This window comes from Apibacter raozihei (genome assembly GCF_004014855.1).
Lineage (GTDB): Bacteria > Bacteroidota > Bacteroidia > Flavobacteriales > Weeksellaceae > Apibacter > Apibacter raozihei.
The window spans coordinates 46,808-64,003 of the sequence record NZ_CP034930.1 but is presented as its reverse complement, the minus strand read 5'-3'; the positions used below and the strand labels follow the sequence as shown (position 1 = coordinate 64,003).

Annotated in this window: 19 protein-coding genes; 9 read left to right on the top strand and 10 right to left on the bottom strand. The window is 32.0% G+C overall.

Going from position 1 to position 17,196, the window contains the following annotated elements; translation table 11 throughout:
- Positions 1 to 8: 8 nt before the first annotated feature.
- The 3 genes from EOV51_RS00310 to lpdA all read left to right on the top strand — a co-directional run bounded on the left by EOV51_RS00310 (position 9) and on the right by lpdA (position 2,776).
- Positions 9 to 530 carry a ClbS/DfsB family four-helix bundle protein gene (locus tag EOV51_RS00310; RefSeq protein WP_128148689.1) on the top strand — a complete coding sequence of 174 codons (522 nt, stop codon included), beginning with the start codon at positions 9 to 11 and terminating at the stop codon, positions 528 to 530.
- Positions 531 to 668: 138 nt separating this feature from the next.
- On the top strand, positions 669 to 1,220 hold the full coding sequence (locus tag EOV51_RS00305; protein WP_128148687.1) for a YcxB family protein: 552 nt from the start codon (positions 669 to 671) through the stop codon (positions 1,218 to 1,220).
- Positions 1,221 to 1,372: 152 nt separating this feature from the next.
- Positions 1,373 to 2,776, top strand: coding sequence for a dihydrolipoyl dehydrogenase (lpdA, locus tag EOV51_RS00300; protein ID WP_128148685.1), 1,404 nt, complete (start codon positions 1,373 to 1,375; stop codon positions 2,774 to 2,776).
- Positions 2,777 to 2,837: 61 nt separating this feature from the next.
- Here the strand turns inward: lpdA and EOV51_RS00295 are convergent, their stop codons facing one another.
- Together EOV51_RS00295 and EOV51_RS00290 are read right to left on the bottom strand one after the other, a co-directional pair.
- Entirely contained in the window at positions 2,838 to 3,299 is a 462-nt protein-coding gene (locus EOV51_RS00295; protein WP_128148683.1) for a hypothetical protein, read from the bottom strand.
- 668 nt (positions 3,300 to 3,967) lie between these two features.
- On the bottom strand, positions 3,968 to 4,384 hold the full coding sequence (locus EOV51_RS00290) for a helix-turn-helix domain-containing protein (protein ID WP_128148681.1): 417 nt from the start codon (positions 4,382 to 4,384) through the stop codon (positions 3,968 to 3,970).
- 155 nt (positions 4,385 to 4,539) lie between these two features.
- Here EOV51_RS00290 and EOV51_RS00285 point away from each other — a divergent pair, with 155 nt between their 5' ends.
- Entirely contained in the window at positions 4,540 to 4,809 is a 270-nt protein-coding gene (locus tag EOV51_RS00285) for a hypothetical protein (RefSeq protein ID WP_128148679.1), read from the top strand.
- Between the two features lie 85 nt (positions 4,810 to 4,894).
- Here the strand turns inward: EOV51_RS00285 and bla are convergent, their stop codons facing one another.
- The 4 genes from bla to EOV51_RS00265 all read right to left on the bottom strand — a co-directional run bounded on the left by bla (position 4,895) and on the right by EOV51_RS00265 (position 8,368).
- Positions 4,895 to 5,776, bottom strand: coding sequence for a class A beta-lactamase, subclass A2 (bla, locus tag EOV51_RS00280; RefSeq protein WP_128148676.1), 882 nt, complete (start codon positions 5,774 to 5,776; stop codon positions 4,895 to 4,897).
- Between the two features lie 34 nt (positions 5,777 to 5,810).
- A complete protein-coding gene (locus EOV51_RS00275) occupies positions 5,811 to 6,299 on the bottom strand; it encodes a GNAT family N-acetyltransferase (protein WP_128148674.1) in 489 nt (162 codons plus the stop codon).
- Positions 6,300 to 6,302: 3 nt separating this feature from the next.
- Positions 6,303 to 7,670, bottom strand: coding sequence for a histidine--tRNA ligase (hisS, locus tag EOV51_RS00270; RefSeq protein ID WP_128148672.1), 1,368 nt, complete (start codon positions 7,668 to 7,670; stop codon positions 6,303 to 6,305).
- A gap of 146 nt (positions 7,671 to 7,816) precedes the next feature.
- Positions 7,817 to 8,368 carry a YagU family protein gene (locus EOV51_RS00265; protein WP_128148670.1) on the bottom strand — a complete coding sequence of 184 codons (552 nt, stop codon included), beginning with the start codon at positions 8,366 to 8,368 and terminating at the stop codon, positions 7,817 to 7,819.
- A 208-nt stretch (positions 8,369 to 8,576) separates the two neighbouring features.
- Between EOV51_RS00265 and EOV51_RS00260 the strand changes: the two genes are divergently transcribed.
- The 4 genes from EOV51_RS00260 to EOV51_RS00245 are packed head-to-tail and all read left to right on the top strand — an operon-like array spanning position 8,577 to position 12,259.
- Entirely contained in the window at positions 8,577 to 9,149 is a 573-nt protein-coding gene (locus EOV51_RS00260) for a CopD family protein (protein WP_128148668.1), read from the top strand.
- A 3-nt stretch (positions 9,150 to 9,152) separates the two neighbouring features.
- Positions 9,153 to 9,881 carry an ABC transporter permease subunit gene (locus tag EOV51_RS00255; RefSeq protein ID WP_128148666.1) on the top strand — a complete coding sequence of 243 codons (729 nt, stop codon included), beginning with the start codon at positions 9,153 to 9,155 and terminating at the stop codon, positions 9,879 to 9,881.
- Positions 9,881 to 11,548: a gliding motility-associated ABC transporter substrate-binding protein GldG gene (gene gldG / locus EOV51_RS00250; RefSeq protein WP_128148664.1), complete on the top strand. Its 1,668-nt coding sequence runs from the start codon at positions 9,881 to 9,883 to the stop codon at positions 11,546 to 11,548. The genes EOV51_RS00255 and gldG overlap by 1 nt, the downstream gene beginning before the upstream one ends.
- Before the next feature lie 9 nt (positions 11,549 to 11,557).
- Complete coding sequence (locus EOV51_RS00245) at positions 11,558 to 12,259, top strand: SAM-dependent methyltransferase (RefSeq protein WP_128148662.1); 702 nt, start codon at positions 11,558 to 11,560, stop codon at positions 12,257 to 12,259.
- A 246-nt stretch (positions 12,260 to 12,505) separates the two neighbouring features.
- Here EOV51_RS00245 and EOV51_RS00240 read toward each other — a convergent pair whose 3' ends face one another.
- The gene (locus EOV51_RS00240; RefSeq protein WP_128148660.1) at positions 12,506 to 13,330 is read right to left on the bottom strand and encodes an aminotransferase class IV; all 825 of its coding nucleotides are present in this window, start codon (positions 13,328 to 13,330) and stop codon (positions 12,506 to 12,508) included.
- Positions 13,331 to 13,420: 90 nt separating this feature from the next.
- Positions 13,421 to 13,801 (bottom strand): START-like domain-containing protein, encoded by a 381-nt coding sequence (locus EOV51_RS00235; RefSeq protein WP_128148658.1) that lies wholly within the window; start codon positions 13,799 to 13,801, stop codon positions 13,421 to 13,423.
- Positions 13,802 to 14,146: 345 nt separating this feature from the next.
- On the opposite strand from EOV51_RS00235, the gene EOV51_RS00230 reads away from it, so the two are divergent.
- Positions 14,147 to 14,734: an RNA polymerase sigma factor gene (locus EOV51_RS00230; RefSeq protein WP_128148656.1), complete on the top strand. Its 588-nt coding sequence runs from the start codon at positions 14,147 to 14,149 to the stop codon at positions 14,732 to 14,734.
- A gap of 251 nt (positions 14,735 to 14,985) precedes the next feature.
- Here EOV51_RS00230 and EOV51_RS00225 read toward each other — a convergent pair whose 3' ends face one another.
- Both EOV51_RS00225 and EOV51_RS14740 read right to left on the bottom strand, forming a co-directional pair.
- Complete coding sequence (locus EOV51_RS00225) at positions 14,986 to 15,654, bottom strand: DedA family protein (RefSeq protein ID WP_128148654.1); 669 nt, start codon at positions 15,652 to 15,654, stop codon at positions 14,986 to 14,988.
- Between the two features lie 116 nt (positions 15,655 to 15,770).
- Positions 15,771 to 17,189: a nucleoside recognition domain-containing protein gene (locus EOV51_RS14740; RefSeq protein WP_228427653.1), complete on the bottom strand. Its 1,419-nt coding sequence runs from the start codon at positions 17,187 to 17,189 to the stop codon at positions 15,771 to 15,773.
- Positions 17,190 to 17,196: the final 7 nt, after the last annotated feature.

The window sequence follows — 17,196 nt, the reverse complement described above, 5'->3', positions numbered from 1 at the left end:
CCATTAATATGGCGAGACCAACCACAAAAGAACAATTAATAGAATTAGGAGAGGGAAATTTTACAAAACTATTTCTACTCATAAATTCTCTGTCAGAAAAAGAACAGGAAAAATCATTTTTTTTTGAAGACAGAGACAAAAACATTCGAGATATTCTCATTCATTTATATGAATGGCACCAATTACTCTTAAACTGGATAGTTTCTAATCAGTCAGGAAATAAAAGTAATTTTTTACCAGAACCATATAATTGGAAAACTTATCCACAAATGAATTTAGTTTTATGGGAGAAACATCAGAAAACTCCTTATCGGGAGTCTGTTCGTATGGTGGAAAAAAGCCATTCGGAAGTAATTGCGCTTGTTAAAAGCTTTAGAAATGAACAATTATTTACTAATCAATATTTTTCATGGACAGGAACTACTAGCTTAGGTAGTTATTGTGTATCGGCAACGTCCAGTCATTATGATTGGGCTATGAAAAAAATTAAGAAGCAAATTAAATGCATTAAACAAAAAAGTAATTTATAAAGGTATTTCAGATTTTTGATCATTTAGATTGAGCACAGTCTGTACGTAAACATAGAAAGATTAGTATATTTACTGATCTAAATAAGAAATGTGCTTTTGCAGGAAATTTAATAATTATATAATCTGTTACCTAAAATAATGAAAGAATCTTTATTTACCTATCAAATCACTGCTGATGATTATTTGACTCATCAACTTTTCAGTGCTTCCATCAATTCATTTGTAAAAAAACAACGAAGAAGAGGATTAATCCTATGGACTTCTACTTTTTTTATTTTAGCCTTGTTTTTTTATGTTCAAAAAAACACCTATCTGGCTATTTATTTTAGTTTATTCGGGTTAGGATTTATCTTTATATATCCTATCTATTCCCGTTGGATTTACAAAAGATACTATAAAAGATTGGTAAATAAAAATTTTAATCAATCAAACATAGAAAATTTAAGCCTTACTATTGGTTCAGATTTGACCATCACCAGTGGTAAAGATTCAGGTAAAATTGAAATTTCAGATATTGAAACTATTTATGAATTACCTACTCATGTTTTTATCAAGCTAAACGGAGGTAGAAATATTATTGTTCCTAAACGGAATTTAATAAACTCTGAGGAGCTAACAGAACGAATTTATGAAATAGCTCAAGAAAATTCAATTGAAATTTTGAAATTTCCCCGATGGAAATGGAGATAATACATTGATTTTACAGTGCAATCTAGACCTTCAGCTATTTATTAAATTCTACTAAAATATGACGATAAAAATTACTCTGATATATAAAATGAAAATTCTTTATTATCTGGGTTCAATTTTATATATTTGAAATATACAATACAAATTAAACCATGAATAATTTTGATGTAACCATAATAGGTTCAGGTCCCGGAGGATATGTTGCTGCAATACGTTGTGCGCAATTGGGATTTAAAACTGCTTTAATTGAAAAATATTCAACTTTAGGAGGCACCTGCCTGAATGTAGGCTGCATACCTTCAAAAGCTTTGTTGGATTCTTCTGAGCATTTTCATAATGCACTTCATAATTTCGAAAATTTCGGAATACAAATAGATACTCCTAAAGTAGATTTAGGAAGAATGATTCAAAGAAAAAATGAGGTAGTTGAACAAACAACCAAAGGAATTAATTTCCTTATGGATAAAAATAAAATTTCAGTTTTTCAGGGAGTAGGAACTTTTATATCTGCCACACGGCTGGCTGTTAAAAAAGAAGATGGTAGCAGTGAAGAGTTAGAATCTAAGTATTTTATTATAGCAACGGGTTCCAAACCTGTTAACTTACCTTTTGCGCCCGTAGATAAAGAGCGGATTATTACTTCTACGGAAGCTTTAAACCTTAAAGAAATACCTAAGCATCTGTTAGTCATAGGTGGGGGAGTTATAGGTTTAGAGTTAGGATCTGTTTACAAACGATTAGGGGCAGAAGTTACTGTTATTGAGTTTTTAGACAGGCTGATTCCGACTATGGACGGAGCCTTGTCCAAAGAGTTGCAAAAAGTATTAAAAAAACAGGGAATGAAATTCTCACTTTCCACTAAAGTAACGGATGTAGTTCGTGAAGGAGAAAAAGTGAGTGTGCAGGCAGTGGATAAAAATGGGAAAGAGGTGACTTTTGAAGGAGATTATTGCCTGGTGGCAGTAGGAAGAAAACCATATACCGAAGGTTTAGGATTGGATAATGTAGGAGTAGAGATGGATGAGCGGGGACGTGTAAAAGTAAACTCCCATTTGCAGACTAATATACCGAATATTTATGCCATAGGAGATGTTGTTCAGGGAGCTATGTTGGCTCATAAAGCTGAAGAGGAAGGCGTATTAGTGGCAGAACAGCTGGCGGGTCAAAAACCGCATATTGATTATAACCTGATACCCGGAGTGGTGTATACCTGGCCAGAAGTTGCCGGTGTAGGTAAAACCGAAGAGCAGTTGGTAGAAGAAGGGCGTAAGTACAAAACCGGACAATTTCCGATGCGTGCTTTAGGGCGTGCTCGTGCTAGTGGAGATATTGACGGATTTGTGAAAATTCTGGCAGATGAAGCTACCGATGAAGTTTTAGGAATGCATATCATAGCTGCCCGTGCAGCTGATTTAATTGCTGATGCTGTGACTTTATTAGAGTATCGTGCTTCTGCTGAAGATATTACCCGCATGAGCCATGCACATCCTACCTATGCCGAAGCTATTAAAGAAGCGGCTTTAGATGCTACCGGTAAAAGGGCTATTCATTTTTAAGAATTTAATATTATTTATAATAAAAAAAGAGCTTTAATTAAAGCTCTTTTTTTATTATAAATTAAAATAGAATATTATGTTTATCCACAGTTATTAATGGTTTGATATTAAGACTTAAGGAATTCTCCTCTGCTAAAATTACTTTTTTATTCAATAAAATAGATATATTTACTAAATAATTCTGAAGGGTATAATGATCTTCAATTGATTTAATTTCAGAAGGGTCAAAACTGTTTTCGAAAACAATTTCATCAAAAAAATAACATTCAATTTTAAGATTTTGAATCATAATTTCAGCATTACTGGATGAATGCGTTTTTTCACTCCAATAGTCGAAAATTGCTATTTTATTTATAGAAGTTTCATATTTATTACTTTCACCATTATAAAATTTCACAGAAAAATTAGCATTAATATGATCAATCCATTTACTCCATACTTTTCGGGTTACTGTGTCTATAAAGATGTCTCTTAAAGAACCATCTTTATGATAAATGTTTTTACTTAGTTCCTCCCAATTCATAATAAAATATGCTACTTTTTTCTTTCAATATAAGCCATGTATCTTTCAAAAAAAGTAAAAATTATAAAAACTATAAAAAAGCTAACAGGTAATTCTATAGAAATTGAATCTTTAGAAAAAACTGTATGTAAATATTTGTTGTAGTAAAGGTTTATATATTTTCCAGGATAAACGGACATACATGTATTTGGGCTAATACCTACGCTATATCTGGTTTCGTTATAAAGCACATTTATTGAATTTATAGATCTCGAACTGCAAGAAACTTTCATGACTAAACACTTTACGGGTTTTTCGTGATTTATAACCTGAACAGAGGTCAAATAAAATAGAAGTATAGCTAAAAAAGTTACAAATAAAAAGATAGTAAAATATTTCAAGTTTAGTTTTAATAAATTAAATGTTAAATAGTATATTTTTTATAAAAAAACAAGGACAAATATATATTTTTTTAACTAAAAATTATTAGAATATATGTGTAGAAAACAGTTTAAATGCTTAAGCCATAAAGTTAAACTCATTTAGCTTTGAAACTTTAATTTTCAAGCTGAATTCATACAGAATCTTGATTTTTTAATACTTTTTTATTAAGAAAAAAGTAAAGCATATAATAAAAAAGAGGTTTTCATAATAAAACCTCTTTTTAATAGTATAAAATCAGATAATCTTTATTTACTCAAAAACTTTTCCAGCAATGCATCTTTCTCTTTCAACATACGCTCATACAAAGCTTCCTTTTCATTGTACAGTTCCACAATTTTATCTATAGCATTGAACGTACAATTATAATTATAAGAGAAAGGAGCACCATTATTATTAGTTACAGTATCATTAAAAGTATTAATATAATTAATGGTTGTATCATCACTCATATTTTTAATAGCCTCTACCGGAACATTTAGCGTTTTAGCAACTTTTTCTAATATTGAATCTGCAATAACTTCTTTTTGTTCCATATCAGAAATTGATTGTTGAGTAACATCTAAATCAATAGCAATAGTTTCCTGTTTTATTCCCAACATTTCACGTAAACGCTTGATATTTCTTCCATGATGTGCTTTTTTTGGAGCGGTATCGGTATTCATAATATAGATAATATTTTAATGCATTACAAAAGTAACAAAAATACAGATAAAAACGTCACATTTGTAAAATACAAAGTTTTCATTTGTTATTATAAAGAAGTAATTGTATAATACAACATTTGTAGTTTTTAAATTTGGGGATAAGTTAAAAGCAAATGAGTATAGAAAAAGAAAAAAGTAAGGAAAAAATTGCAGAATATTTAATTAGCTTACCTTTGCCAGTTCAAATGGAAAGCTATCAGAAGTTGGGGTATACATTACAGTCTATACTAAAAATACTTAGAACCTTACTACTGACAGAGATAGAAACTCCAGAACTTGTAGCGCATAGTAAATGGGACATTTATAACTTACTGGACCTGGCCGAAGGGTTGCTTCCGGAAGAAGAGTTGGAAATATTGGATCAATTAAAAACTAAAATTTAACAATGCCTATAAGGGAAATCTGGATTTAAAGAAGGCAGAACTAGTTTTACTAATTCTGCCCTTTAGTTTTTATTGAAAAATATTTTTATTTATTTTTATAAAAGTCATAGACCGCTTTAGAAATATCGGCTATAATGCGAGCATTGGTTTTATCACTTTCCATAGAGTTCATTACAAAAACAGCAATAGAATATTGTTTGCCATTGGGCAGAGCTACAAACCCTATATCGTTGTCTGCTACTTTAAGACCTTCTTTGCTACGAGCAGAACTTCCGGTTTTATGACCTATTTTAGTAGTTGCCGGCAGCAAAGCCTTCAGTTTATCCGGGCCTGTGGTTGTTTGCACCATAGCATTCACCAAAAAATCGCGGGTATCTTTAGATACCAAATCATCTTTCAGGAAAACTTCTAAAAGACGTGCCGCAGCTAATGGAGTTGTCCAGTTCAGATATTGGTTGTTAAAATCTTCACTCATTTCTGCCTCGGTAGCTGTAATGGCAAAATCTTTAATTCCTAGTGTACGGATATATAGATCGGTCATCCGCGTACCGCTCATATAATGAAATAACGCATTAGACGTGTTATTATCACTTTTTGTTACAGTGTATTTAACTAATTCACCAATAGAGATCGAAAAATTTCCTTCCGGACGTTCGTCTCTAAGCGGACTATACGTATTTGGGCGTAAATCTGATTTTTTCAGAAACAAAGGTGTTTCTAAAGGTAATAGGTTTTTGTCCATGTAGTCCAATACAGCCAACGACTGATGGAATTTAAAAACACTCATGGTAGGGTAGTGGTAGTTATTATTTACCGTGAGTGTATCTTTCCCGTCATAAATGACGGCTACACCTACGGTAGCTTTTTTATTTTTAATTATGGAATTAATTGTTTTTTCCAGAGGTTTTTGGCAGAAAGCAAAAGAGCCTAGCAGGAACACATAAAATAAAATAAAAGATGTTTTCATTTTTTAAGTTTTTTAGTTGATTCTATCGTTAAAGTTAAATTGATTTTTCGTAACAGTAAAAAATTCCTTTGCGGAACTTCACTTCACCTCTTTTTATATAATTTTTTCTTTCGTATAAATGCAGGGCCGCAGGATTTTTTGAAAAAGCATCCAGCCGGATAGAGTGGTATCCATGAATACTTGCATACTCTTCGGCAAAATCAACTAACTTTTTACCTATTCCTTTTCCCTGACTGGCTGCATCTATCATCAACCGGTGAATAATCAATGCTTTTCCATTGACCATCCAATTTATAGTTGAATATTCCTGATCATATTCTTCATTTAAAACCGTATATGCAGATAATTTTTCATTATCCCAATAGCCATATGCCTGCTGCTTTGTCAAATCTTTTTCAATAATATCCCGGGCGGGGTAAACTTCATCCCATTGTTCAATACCCAACTCTCTCATTCGTTTTATCACTCCTTCTACAAGGAGCATCACGGCATCAAGGTGGTGTATGTGTAATGGTTCAATCATTTTCTATTGATTTATAAAAGCAAAAATTCCGCTGGCAGGAAGTGTTTCCTGTTCACCGGTAGTAATATTTTTCAGAGTTACAGACTCAGACGCTATTTCACTTTCTCCATAAAAAGCTACAAACTGTATTCCGTTTTTTTCTGCATACGTGAACTGCTTTTGAATTTTAGCCTTGTCAGGATACAAATCGCAGGCAATATTTTGATTTCGTAATTTTTGAATAAGCTTTAAAGCTTCCAGGCTTTCCTGATCTCCAAAATTAAAAAACAGAATTTGCCTGTTTACCTGAGTAGATTCCGGAAAGAGATTTAGTTCTTCCATCACCAGATAAATGCGGTCAAGTCCAAAAGAAATTCCAACACCCGACACACCTTTTACTCCAAATATTTCTGTAAGGTTATCGTATCTACCTCCACCTCCTATGGAACCAATAGATACATTTTTAGCCTTAATTTCATATATAGTACCGGTATAATAATCTAGACCGCGTGCAAGAGTAAGGTTAAAAACAAGTTCAGCTGATTGTAAACCTACAGAAGTAGCGGAACTAAATATAAATTCCATTTCCTTGATACCTTCCTGACCTATTTCTACATCTTGGAGTATATCTTTTAGCTTAGCTATTTTTTCTTCAAAACTTCCGGAAAGTTCAATGATGGGAACCAATTTTTGAATTGAGTCCTGAGAAATACCTTTAGCTGCCATTTCTTCCAGAACTTTATCTAAACCAATTTTGTCCAGCTTATCCAAAGCTACGGTGAAATCAATCAGTTGGTTTTCAATTTCTGCATACTCGGCAATAGCTGCCAGTAATTTACGGTTATTCAGGTGTATTTCAACCGGTATATTCAGGCTTGTAAATGCAGCATCGTAAAGCAATACAAAGCTTACCTCGTACCACAGGCTGGTAGATCCTACCACATCGGCATCGCACTGAAAAAATTCACGATATCTTCCCTTCTGAGGTCTGTCAGCCCTCCAAACGGGTTGTATCTGATATCGTTTATAAGGAAAAGCCAGCTGACCATGATTCAGAGCTACAAATCTGGCAAAAGGTACGGTAAGATCATACCGTAGGGCTTTCTCAGCAATTATTCCCGTTAAATTTTTTGAATTCCATTGTTCAATATCCGGACTTTTCTTCCTGGCATCTCCCAAAAAATCGCCGCTGTTTAGGATTTTAAATATAAGTCGATCTCCTTCTTCTCCATATTTTCCGGTAAGAGTATCTAAGTTTTCGAAAGAAGGGGTTTCTAAAGGAAGAAATCCAAATTTTTCAAAATTAGATTGTAGCCGGGAAATGATATATCTTCTTTTCTGTATTTCTTTTGAAGTAAAATCGCGGGTTCCTTTAGGAATTCCAGGTTTCATAGCTTATTGTATTATAGTTATATTGTTAAGCAAATTTATAGAATAGTTTTGACTTTTACACAGCCCGCAGCTTCTCTTTTTGTATAAGTTAATTTATAATAAAAGAGTATTTAAATGATTATATTTATTTTCTGAAATAAAATCTATTATCTGAAAGGAGCTGTTAAAGGAATTTCAGCATCCGGTTCATGTGTTATTCTATTTCTGATGTCTCTTCGGCAAATTTCAATGATCCATGTCCAGAACATATGTCCGAAAAGTTCGGAAAAATGCTCTTCAAAAGGTTGATCCCAAGGAGCTGGAACTGTTCCCATCAAAGGCATCAGAATTACATGGAAAACTATATAAATAACTAATCCATAAGCTGTTCCTTGCCATAATTTTATTTTAGGTTTATATTCGGCTATAACACAATAGAGAATAGCAAAAAAAATAGCAAATGAAAAATGGACGATAAAGCTCATAATAGGGCGTGGATTGCCATTGAAATAATATACCAGATGAGACATATCGTAAGACATTCCCAATTGTTCCAGGAGTTGTTGAGGAGGATTGGTTAAGTCTCTTTCAGGTGTGCGGGGTGGAAAAGGTATTTCCCATCCAAATTTTACAATAGCAGATATTATTCCGGTAATGATACCTAACCAAACAGCTAGTTTTACCTTTCTTCTGGATAAAGGAGTTGATATTGAATTCATATTAAAGGTTTAAGGGTTAAAAATTGTATAACAAAAGTAGGTATTTCGTATGATAATTATTTAATGGGAAACTATTTATTTTTACATGATTTTTGTATTTTACCGGATAAAATAAAATTTATTAATAAAGTAATAAGTAAGAATTGATACGAGTTGATTCAGAAATATATTAAATTTAGTAAATTCGCCAAGTAAAAAAAACATCTGAATGCATATCCCTGATATTCCCAGTTATTACGCGCTAAAATCGATTCACATAATTTTCATGGTTAGTTATTTCGCAGGTATATTTTATCTCATACGTCTTTTTGTATACTATATAGATGCAAAAGATAAGTCTGAGCCTGAAAGGGGAATACTACAAAAACAATATATATATATGATATCTCGTTTATGGGATATTATAACGGTTCCGGCAGGAATAATTATGCTGGTCACGGGTGCTTTTATGATGATAAATACTAAAGGCGATATCAGTTTTTATATTCTACGGCAACCGTGGTTTCATGTAAAATTGGTATTTGTAGCAGCTTTAGGATTTTATCATTACTGGAGCTGGAAAAGCATCAGAGATATTAAAAAGGGTGCATTCAAAACCTCTTCGGTACGATTGCGTATGATGAATGAAGTAGCTACAATAATTTTATTTGCTGTTATTTTTATTGTTATATTCAAAGAATATTTTATGGGAATGTGGCTAAGCCTTTTAATAAGTTTTGTGGCCTTGGTTTTTGTCATAATGATGGTTGTGAAAGTAGTTAATAGAAAAAAGAAGAAATAAAAAATGCTATCAATCTTTAAAAAAGAATTAGGAGTATATTTCGGAAGTATAGGGGCTTATGTAGTAGCTATAGCGTTTGTTCTGATTTGTTCTCTTTTTTTATGGTTTTTTGACAATAATTTTAATGTTTTTAATATAGGAAGAGCTTCCTTAAACAGTTTTTTTGTTCTTGCTCCTTGGATATTAATGTTTCTGATTCCTGCACTTACCATGAGAAGTATTGCTGAAGAAGAGCAAAACGGAACACTGGTGTGGTTGTTTTCACAGCCTCTGTCTATCCGCTCGATCGTGTTGGGTAAATATGCTGCTATTCTGGTTTTAGTTATATTTTCATTACTACCTACCTTGGTGTATATTTATACACTTTATCATATCAGCTTGCCACTGGGAAATCTTGATACAGGAACTATTTTAAGCGGTTATATCGGGCTGCTGTTTTTATCATTGGTTTTTACTTCGATTGGTTTATTTGCATCTTCTTTAGTTAAAAATCAGGTTTTAGCTTTTGTGGTAGGGGTATTTTGTTGTTTTTTCTGCTTTTTCGGACTTGAAAATCTGGCATCTTATAATCTGATGGGGAATTTTGATTACGTTTTGCAGAAAATCGGTTTTTACCAGCATTATATGAGTTTTACCAAAGGAATTGTAGATACAAGGGATTTAGGATATTTCCTTTTTGTTACAACCTTATTTCTGTTATTATCTGTTCAACTTATTAAAAGAAAGAAATAATGGCTTTTATTAGAAAGAATTCAGGGTGGATAATTATTCTTTTATTGGGGCTTATTATGGCTTCAGGAATTGTTTACGATCGACTCGATTTAACCTCTGACAAACGCTATACATTATCAGCAACTACTCAGACGGTTTTAGACAGGGTTGATGAACCTATGGAGGTAGATATTTATTTGGAAGGTGATTTTCCTGCCAATTTTAAGCAGCTGCAATCGGAAACGCTGAGTTTGCTGGATGAAATGAAACGCCTAAACTCTAATATTTCTTATAATCTTATAGATCCCCAGAAAGAAGGAATTTCACAGGATACTTTGTCTGCTATGGGAATCCAGAAATCTATGCTTAATGTTAACAAAGAAGGAGTTTCAACCCAAATATCAATTTATCCTTATGCAACGATAAAATATAAAGGATATGGTAGAACAGTTCCTTTAATTATTGAACAATCCGGTATTTCTGGTGAAGAGCAAATTGCCCGTTCGGTAGAAAACCTTGAATACGCTTTTATTGAAGCGATAGATAAAATATCTAAAAAGAGACTTAAATCAGTAGGTATTTTAGTTAACCAGAAAGAATTGAACCGTTTGGAAATGTATAGCTTTGCTAGTCGTATAATTCAAAGTTATAATTTTGGTCCGGTCTTTCCAAAAGATAGCCAGACGTTAAAGATTGAGGATTTACCTTCTATGAAACGTTATGATGCATTGGTGATAGCCAAACCGAGAAAAGCATTTACAGAAGAAGAAAAAATTACTATCGATCAATATATAATGAGTGGAGGGAAAACTTTGTGGGCTATAGATCAGGTTAATGCTGAGATGGATACCTTGTTGAAATCCAGTAAAATATTGGCTTATCCTTATGATCTAAACCTTACGGATCTCTTATTTTCCTATGGAGTGCGTATAAATTCCGGGATGATTAAAGATTTACAAAGTCCAACCTATATAAATCTTCAAGTAGGAACAGTACAAGGAAATGCACAAAATGCACGGGTTCCGTGGGTATATTTTCCTTTAAGTTTTTCACTTAATAATAGTCCTATAACTAAAAATTTAAATCCTGTAAGATTTGAGTTTCCGTCTCCAATTGATACATTAGATACACCAGGAGTAAAGAAAACTATTTTATATCAAAGTTCGCCATACACCAGTATTCAGGGAGTACCTTCCTATGTGTCTCTTGAAGAAGCCAAAGTATCTGCTATGGATAGCATGAACGTTGGATCTTACAATAAAGGTCCGCAAATTATGGCTGTATTAATGGAAGGAAAATTTTCATCATCGTATGCGGATAGAATAGAGTCTTCGAAAATTAAGGATTTTATTAAGGTTTCACCTAAAAATAAAATGATTGTTGTCTCCGATGGAGATATTGCAAGAAATCAGGTAATTAAAGGGCAACCTTTACCATTAGGGCTTGATTATTCTACAGGAATTACCTATGGTAATGAAGAGTTTTTAATCAATGCTTTGGATTATCTCCTGGATGATAGTGGGTTAATGGCTTTACGAAATCGTACCCTGCAAATGAGATTACTGGATAAACAGTCTATTGTAATGGAGCGCTCTTACTGGCAATGGTTAAATTTGTTACTGCCTGTAGGCTTTATTCTGATTCTAGGTATTGTTTGTATATGGATAAGAAAAAAGAAATTTAATTAGATACTTATTATGGCAGTCTTATACTTACTTCCAGCTTTCTTGGGAGAGAATTCACCTAAAAACATTTTTTCAGAACAAGAAATGAATTTACTTAAAGAATTAAAGCATTTTGCATCTGAAAATGAAAAAACAGCCAGAAGGTTTATTAAATTTTTATGTCCGGAAGTCATTCAAAGCGAACTATCGTTTTCCGTATTAAATAAACGAACTTCTCAACAGGAGATTGAATTGTTGGCAGAACCATTGAAAAAAGGAGAAAACATGGGGTTGATTTCTGAGGCCGGATTGCCATGCATTGCTGATCCGGGTAATTTACTTGTTTCCTGGTGTCATAGAAATGATATCCGGGTTTTCCCCGTAATTGGACCCTCATCTATTATTCTGGCTCTCATAGCCAGTGGACTCAATGGGCAGAGTTTTTCATTTCATGGATATCTTCCTATTGATTCACAGCAACGAAAAAAATCAGTTCAACATCTGGAATCTATCAGTAAAAATACCGGTTCTTCACAAATATTTATGGAAACTCCTTATCGAAACCAGTCATTATTTGATGATTTATTAAAATATTTGCACCCTCAAACTCAATTATGTGTAGCTACACATATAACTCTTCCAGATGAGTCAATTTTAACATTAAGTTGCAGGGAATGGAAAGCGAAAAAAATGGATTTTCATAAAAAACCAACCATTTTTATAATTCAAGCATAATTTTTTTTGGACACCAATTCCTTTATAACTCGTTATTAATACAGGAATATATTAAACGTACTATCGACACTATAAATTAATTTTATAAGTATTATTGGAATCTATTGGTAATTGATAGTAATTTTGTATTAGAGAAAAGGAGTTATTTAGTTAACTCAATTTCGAAAGCAAGTTAAATTACACACTTGTGTAATTTCTTTCTCATTTTTTTGTGGTTTTAGTTTGAGGTCGCTTATGCGACCTTTTTTATTTTCTAGAAACCTCTAAAGCGTAACCTGTAAATTTTTTGGATAATAAATGAGATATTTCATTTTTGAAATTACTTTTGCGTACTTTCTTTACTGGAATAAATCCATGTTCTTCACTAAGAATAAATATTTCTTGTGCTGATTGTGTCTGAAAAGGTGAAAGATTTTCTTCTTTATAAATATACTCGGTTTTTTCACGCAAAAAAGTAATAAAATTTTTCTTTAGAACTGAAAGATAAGCACCTTCCTGTGTAGAGTTAGAAACAATTAAATTGTCCTGGATAAGGAAGAGGTTTCCAAAGATAGAGCGTGCTATCCTTTTATCCTGATTGAGTAGTATTAATTCCTGAAGTTCATTTTCATAAGCATATTGCTCTGCTACAATATTTACAGGATGATAAATATAAAGTGCTGATAAAAGAGTTGGAAATATTTGTATTTCTTTATATACATCCAATTCTAAACCTTTTGTATTATAAAAATCTTTATAAGGTAAAAATTCAATAATTACATCCGGTGCATTTTCCGGAATTTGATTTCTGAATACAGTAAGTTTTATTCTTCCTTGTGATGTATGCAGATGGTCAGACAAAATCATTATTTCCTTTTCAAACATCTCCGGTGTAAAGGATAGTGGAATGTTTATCCTCATTTTTCTCATGGATGCCATAAGCTGAAAATAAACATCTTCCCAAAATAAAATTTTATTTTGAAAAAACCAGCAAAATCCATTTACAAAATCTCCAGTAAAAAAATTCTTTTGGGTATAATTGACAATTAAATCTTTCTCTTCTACGATAGAACCATTGAAGATAACTTTCATATTATTTATAATTGAATAATATATAAAATTTTATATTAATAGAATTCATGATCATCCGAATATAAATCCGGAGATTCGCAAAAAACGTATTTATGAACCTATAATCTTTTTAAGATCATCAATTAAATTGGTCCAATATAATTTGGAATGATCCAAATCATTTTCTTCTGCAAAATCGGTAATAACCAAAGCTACATCATTAGTAACATCATCAATATGAATAGCAAGCTCCCAAAAGTATTTTGTGCCTTCATCTTCTTCCCATCTAAAACGAACAAAAGATTCCTCCTTATATCTGATTAAACTGGCAATTTCCTGTTGGTCGCCCCAGATAAAGGTAAATTCATCTCCACGTTCAATAACATCATCTGCTAACCATTCGCCCATTCCTGAAGAAGTTCCTATATACTCAAAAAGAAGAGTAGTAGAACATTTCATGTCAAATTCTAACTGATACTTTACTTTATTCATGCTAATATTAATTTCAGGTCGCAATATATAAATTAGTTCTATATCTAAAAAATATTATGCAACTATTTATAAAGCTTACTGAAAAAATAATTAAGATATAAATTACTGATATTCAATATATTGAAAATATGTGTTAAAAAAAATGTAAAAAAATGCTAATATAAATCATATAAATTGCTGATTTTCAAAAAAAAAGAACTGTTTTATTTATTTTATTTAAAAAAACATCTATTTTTTAGAAAAAGTTGTGTTAAATTAAAATTTAGGTCTTACATTTGCACAAACAATAAAAAGTAAGCCTATTGAAATAATTCTACTCTATTTTAAAACTTAATACTGTAGAGTATGATGCATAAAACAGATTGTGAACTTGTTCACGATTATATTAAAGGAAAAGAAAGTGCGCTTGAGGCATTGTTGCATAGGCATAAAATCAGGGTATTTAATTATATAAACAGAAAAGTTAATAATCCTGAATTAGCTGAAGACTTATTTCAAGACGTCTTTATTAAAGTTATTCTTACTCTCAAAGAAGGTAAATATAACGAAGAAGGTAAATTTCTCCCTTGGGTTTTGCGAATTTCACATAATTTAATTGTTGATCATTTCAGAATATCCAATAAAGCTAAATTTGTTAATGAAACTAGTGGTCAAAATGAAGACTATAACGTTTTCGACTTTGTAAAGGTTTCTGAACATTCTATAGAGGATTTAATGATTAATGATCAAATAGTTTCAGATTTAAAGAAGCTTGTAGAAACTCTTCCTGAGGATCAAAGAGAAGTATTGGAGCTTCGCTTTTATAAAGGTTTGAGCTTTAAAGAAATTGCAGAAGAGACTAATGTAGGTATAAATACGGCATTAGGAAGAATGCGATATGCTATTATTAATCTCAGAAAAATTATAGAATTAAAAAATATTGCTTTTTTATAGAATTAAGCACAATAATTTTTAGAAGAGTAGCGTTCTTAAGCATAGACATTTAGATTAAAAATAACATTCTATGCAAAAAAAATCTATTAATTTTAATAAAGGAGGGGACGGCCCTTCTGATTATACCATAAAGCTTTTGCTTAACTTTTCCAAAAGTGTCAAAGTTATTGAACTTAAAAAGCTGAAAAAAATAATAATGCACTGTAATTGATACAGTGCATTATTATTTTATATAAGTTAATTGTAATTTTTTATTCTTCTTCTTCTTTGCTTTTCTTAAAGAAAAGTCTATAAAGCACCGGAACAGTAGTTATCAAAACCATGAGTAATACAATGGTTTCAATGTGTCGTTTTAGATCGAAATGGAAATTTTCTAAGAATATTTTGTATAAATAGTGTCCTGCAAAAATTAATGAAAAAGACCAGGCTACAGAACCTATCACGTTGTATAAAAGATATTTTCCTTTACTCATTTGTACAATGCCGGCAACAATAGGAGCAAAGGTTCGTAATATTGGAAGAAAACGGGCAAGTATTATAGCACCGCCTCCATGTTTATCGTAAAAGTCTTTTGCCTGAAACAAATATTTTTTCTTAAAAAGAAAAGTATCTTTTCTTGTATATAAGTACGGACCACTTTTTCTTCCGAACCAATATCCAACTTCGTTTCCGATAATTCCCGCAAGAGCAACCATACTGGCAAGTAAAAAAACATTTAAAAAGTCTGAATCAATAACTAAAATTTCCCGAAATAATTCCCGGCTATAGATACCTGATAGAAACAATAAACTATCGCCCGGTAAAAAAAATCCGGCAAAAAGTCCAGTTTCTGCAAATACTATAAATAAAACTAAATAGATCCCTCCTAATTTGATGTAAAATTCAGGATTAACTAATTGTCCCCAACTGAAATCACTCATGAATATTAATTAAAATTTATAGGACAAATATATTAATTATAAATGTAAGATCTGCTGATAATGCAGGTCTTATACTGTTAAAATATTTATAATATTTCTATGGTAAATAATACAGATTAACCGAAAAAATAATAGGCAATCAAAATAGCAGTAATTACACCTAAAAGCTCAGTCAGTAAACCGGCAGTTATTGCATACCTGATTCTTTTTATACCCACACTTCCAAAATACAAGGCTATAATATAAAATGTGGTATCTGCACTTCCCTGAAAAATGCAGGCGAGTCTTCCAGCAAATGAATCAGCGCCATAATTTTGCATGGTTTCAATCATAAGGGCTCGACTTCCGCTCCCGCTTAAAGGCTTCATAAGTGCAGTAGGCAGAGCAGGAATAAAATCGGTATTTATATCTAGTAAATTGAAAAGATAGGCAATACCAGCAAGTATATAATCCATGATTCCGCTATTTCGTAATAGACTTATGGCAGCAAGCATTGCAATAAGATAAGGAATGATTTTTACGGCTACTCCAAACCCGTCTTTTGCCCCATCAATAAAACTGTCAAAAACATTAATTTTTTTGATGAAACCACCGGTTATAAAGATTGTAGGAATTAATAAAAGTAGAAGATTGCTCATTACTCTTGAAGATGTTCCTCTTTCAAAATTTATATATTCATTGTTTGTTTTAGTAATTATTTCCGGTGTGATTTTTTCGGAATCTATTTTTATTTCTTTTCGAAAAGATTCCGGATAAAATTCTTTGAATTGGTCGACAGTAATATTTTCATCATTACGCATCTGGGAATTAATCTTATCTGTATAAGAAATAGCATTTTCGGCATAAGATGCAGCAGAATTTTTCATGTAATATGAAAGTCCCAGAATCATCATTACAGAAATGCCTAGCCCGGCTATTACAGTAGGATTAATTAGATTTAATTTTTGTTTTATGCCTACAATAATAATTCCAAATAAAGTGGTACAAAAGGTTCCTACTATACAAGGAATGAATATATCGGTAGGATCCTGTGCTCCGTTCAAATATCTGTATAGCATAATAGTTGCCGGTATAAGTGTAAGTCCGGAGGTATGCAGTACCAAAAACATTATTTGAGCATCTGTAGCTGTGTCTTTTTTCGGATTTAATGTTTGTAAACTATCCATAGCTTTAAGACCCAAAGGAGTTGCAGCATTGTCCAGCCCTAAAAGGTTAGCACTGAAATTCATCATCATATTGCCAATGGCCGGATGATCTTTGGGAACTGAAGGAAACAATTTGGTAAAAAAGGGGCTGACAATTTTTGATAAGAAACGAATAGCTCCTGCGTTTTCTCCGATTTTCATAATTCCCAACCAGAATGTCATCATTCCTGCCAGAGGAAGGGCTATGTCCATTACAGCAACTTTGGTTGTGTCAAACAGCCCATCAACCATATGTTTAAACACCACCGTATCACCTAAAAATATAAGTTTTATTAGTCCGACTATAAAAGACAAAATAATAAAGGCTATCCATATATAATTAAGTGTCATTTTGAAA

Coding starts and splice junctions, on each gene's coding strand:
- EOV51_RS00310 (WP_128148689.1), top strand. CDS start 9: ATGGCGAGACCAACCACAAAAGAACAATTAATAGAATTAGGAGAGGGA.
- EOV51_RS00305 (WP_128148687.1), top strand. CDS start 669: ATGAAAGAATCTTTATTTACCTATCAAATCACTGCTGATGATTATTTG.
- lpdA (WP_128148685.1), top strand. CDS start 1,373: ATGAATAATTTTGATGTAACCATAATAGGTTCAGGTCCCGGAGGATAT.
- EOV51_RS00295 (WP_128148683.1), bottom strand. CDS start 3,299: ATGAATTGGGAGGAACTAAGTAAAAACATTTATCATAAAGATGGTTCT.
- EOV51_RS00290 (WP_128148681.1), bottom strand. CDS start 4,384: ATGAATACCGATACCGCTCCAAAAAAAGCACATCATGGAAGAAATATC.
- EOV51_RS00285 (WP_128148679.1), top strand. CDS start 4,540: ATGAGTATAGAAAAAGAAAAAAGTAAGGAAAAAATTGCAGAATATTTA.
- bla (WP_128148676.1), bottom strand. CDS start 5,776: ATGAAAACATCTTTTATTTTATTTTATGTGTTCCTGCTAGGCTCTTTT.
- EOV51_RS00275 (WP_128148674.1), bottom strand. CDS start 6,299: ATGATTGAACCATTACACATACACCACCTTGATGCCGTGATGCTCCTT.
- hisS (WP_128148672.1), bottom strand. CDS start 7,670: ATGAAACCTGGAATTCCTAAAGGAACCCGCGATTTTACTTCAAAAGAA.
- EOV51_RS00265 (WP_128148670.1), bottom strand. CDS start 8,368: ATGAATTCAATATCAACTCCTTTATCCAGAAGAAAGGTAAAACTAGCT.
- EOV51_RS00260 (WP_128148668.1), top strand. CDS start 8,577: ATGCATATCCCTGATATTCCCAGTTATTACGCGCTAAAATCGATTCAC.
- EOV51_RS00255 (WP_128148666.1), top strand. CDS start 9,153: ATGCTATCAATCTTTAAAAAAGAATTAGGAGTATATTTCGGAAGTATA.
- gldG (WP_128148664.1), top strand. CDS start 9,881: ATGGCTTTTATTAGAAAGAATTCAGGGTGGATAATTATTCTTTTATTG.
- EOV51_RS00245 (WP_128148662.1), top strand. CDS start 11,558: ATGGCAGTCTTATACTTACTTCCAGCTTTCTTGGGAGAGAATTCACCT.
- EOV51_RS00240 (WP_128148660.1), bottom strand. CDS start 13,330: ATGAAAGTTATCTTCAATGGTTCTATCGTAGAAGAGAAAGATTTAATT.
- EOV51_RS00235 (WP_128148658.1), bottom strand. CDS start 13,801: ATGAATAAAGTAAAGTATCAGTTAGAATTTGACATGAAATGTTCTACT.
- EOV51_RS00230 (WP_128148656.1), top strand. CDS start 14,147: ATGATGCATAAAACAGATTGTGAACTTGTTCACGATTATATTAAAGGA.
- EOV51_RS00225 (WP_128148654.1), bottom strand. CDS start 15,654: ATGAGTGATTTCAGTTGGGGACAATTAGTTAATCCTGAATTTTACATC.
- EOV51_RS14740 (WP_228427653.1), bottom strand. CDS start 17,189: ATGACACTTAATTATATATGGATAGCCTTTATTATTTTGTCTTTTATA.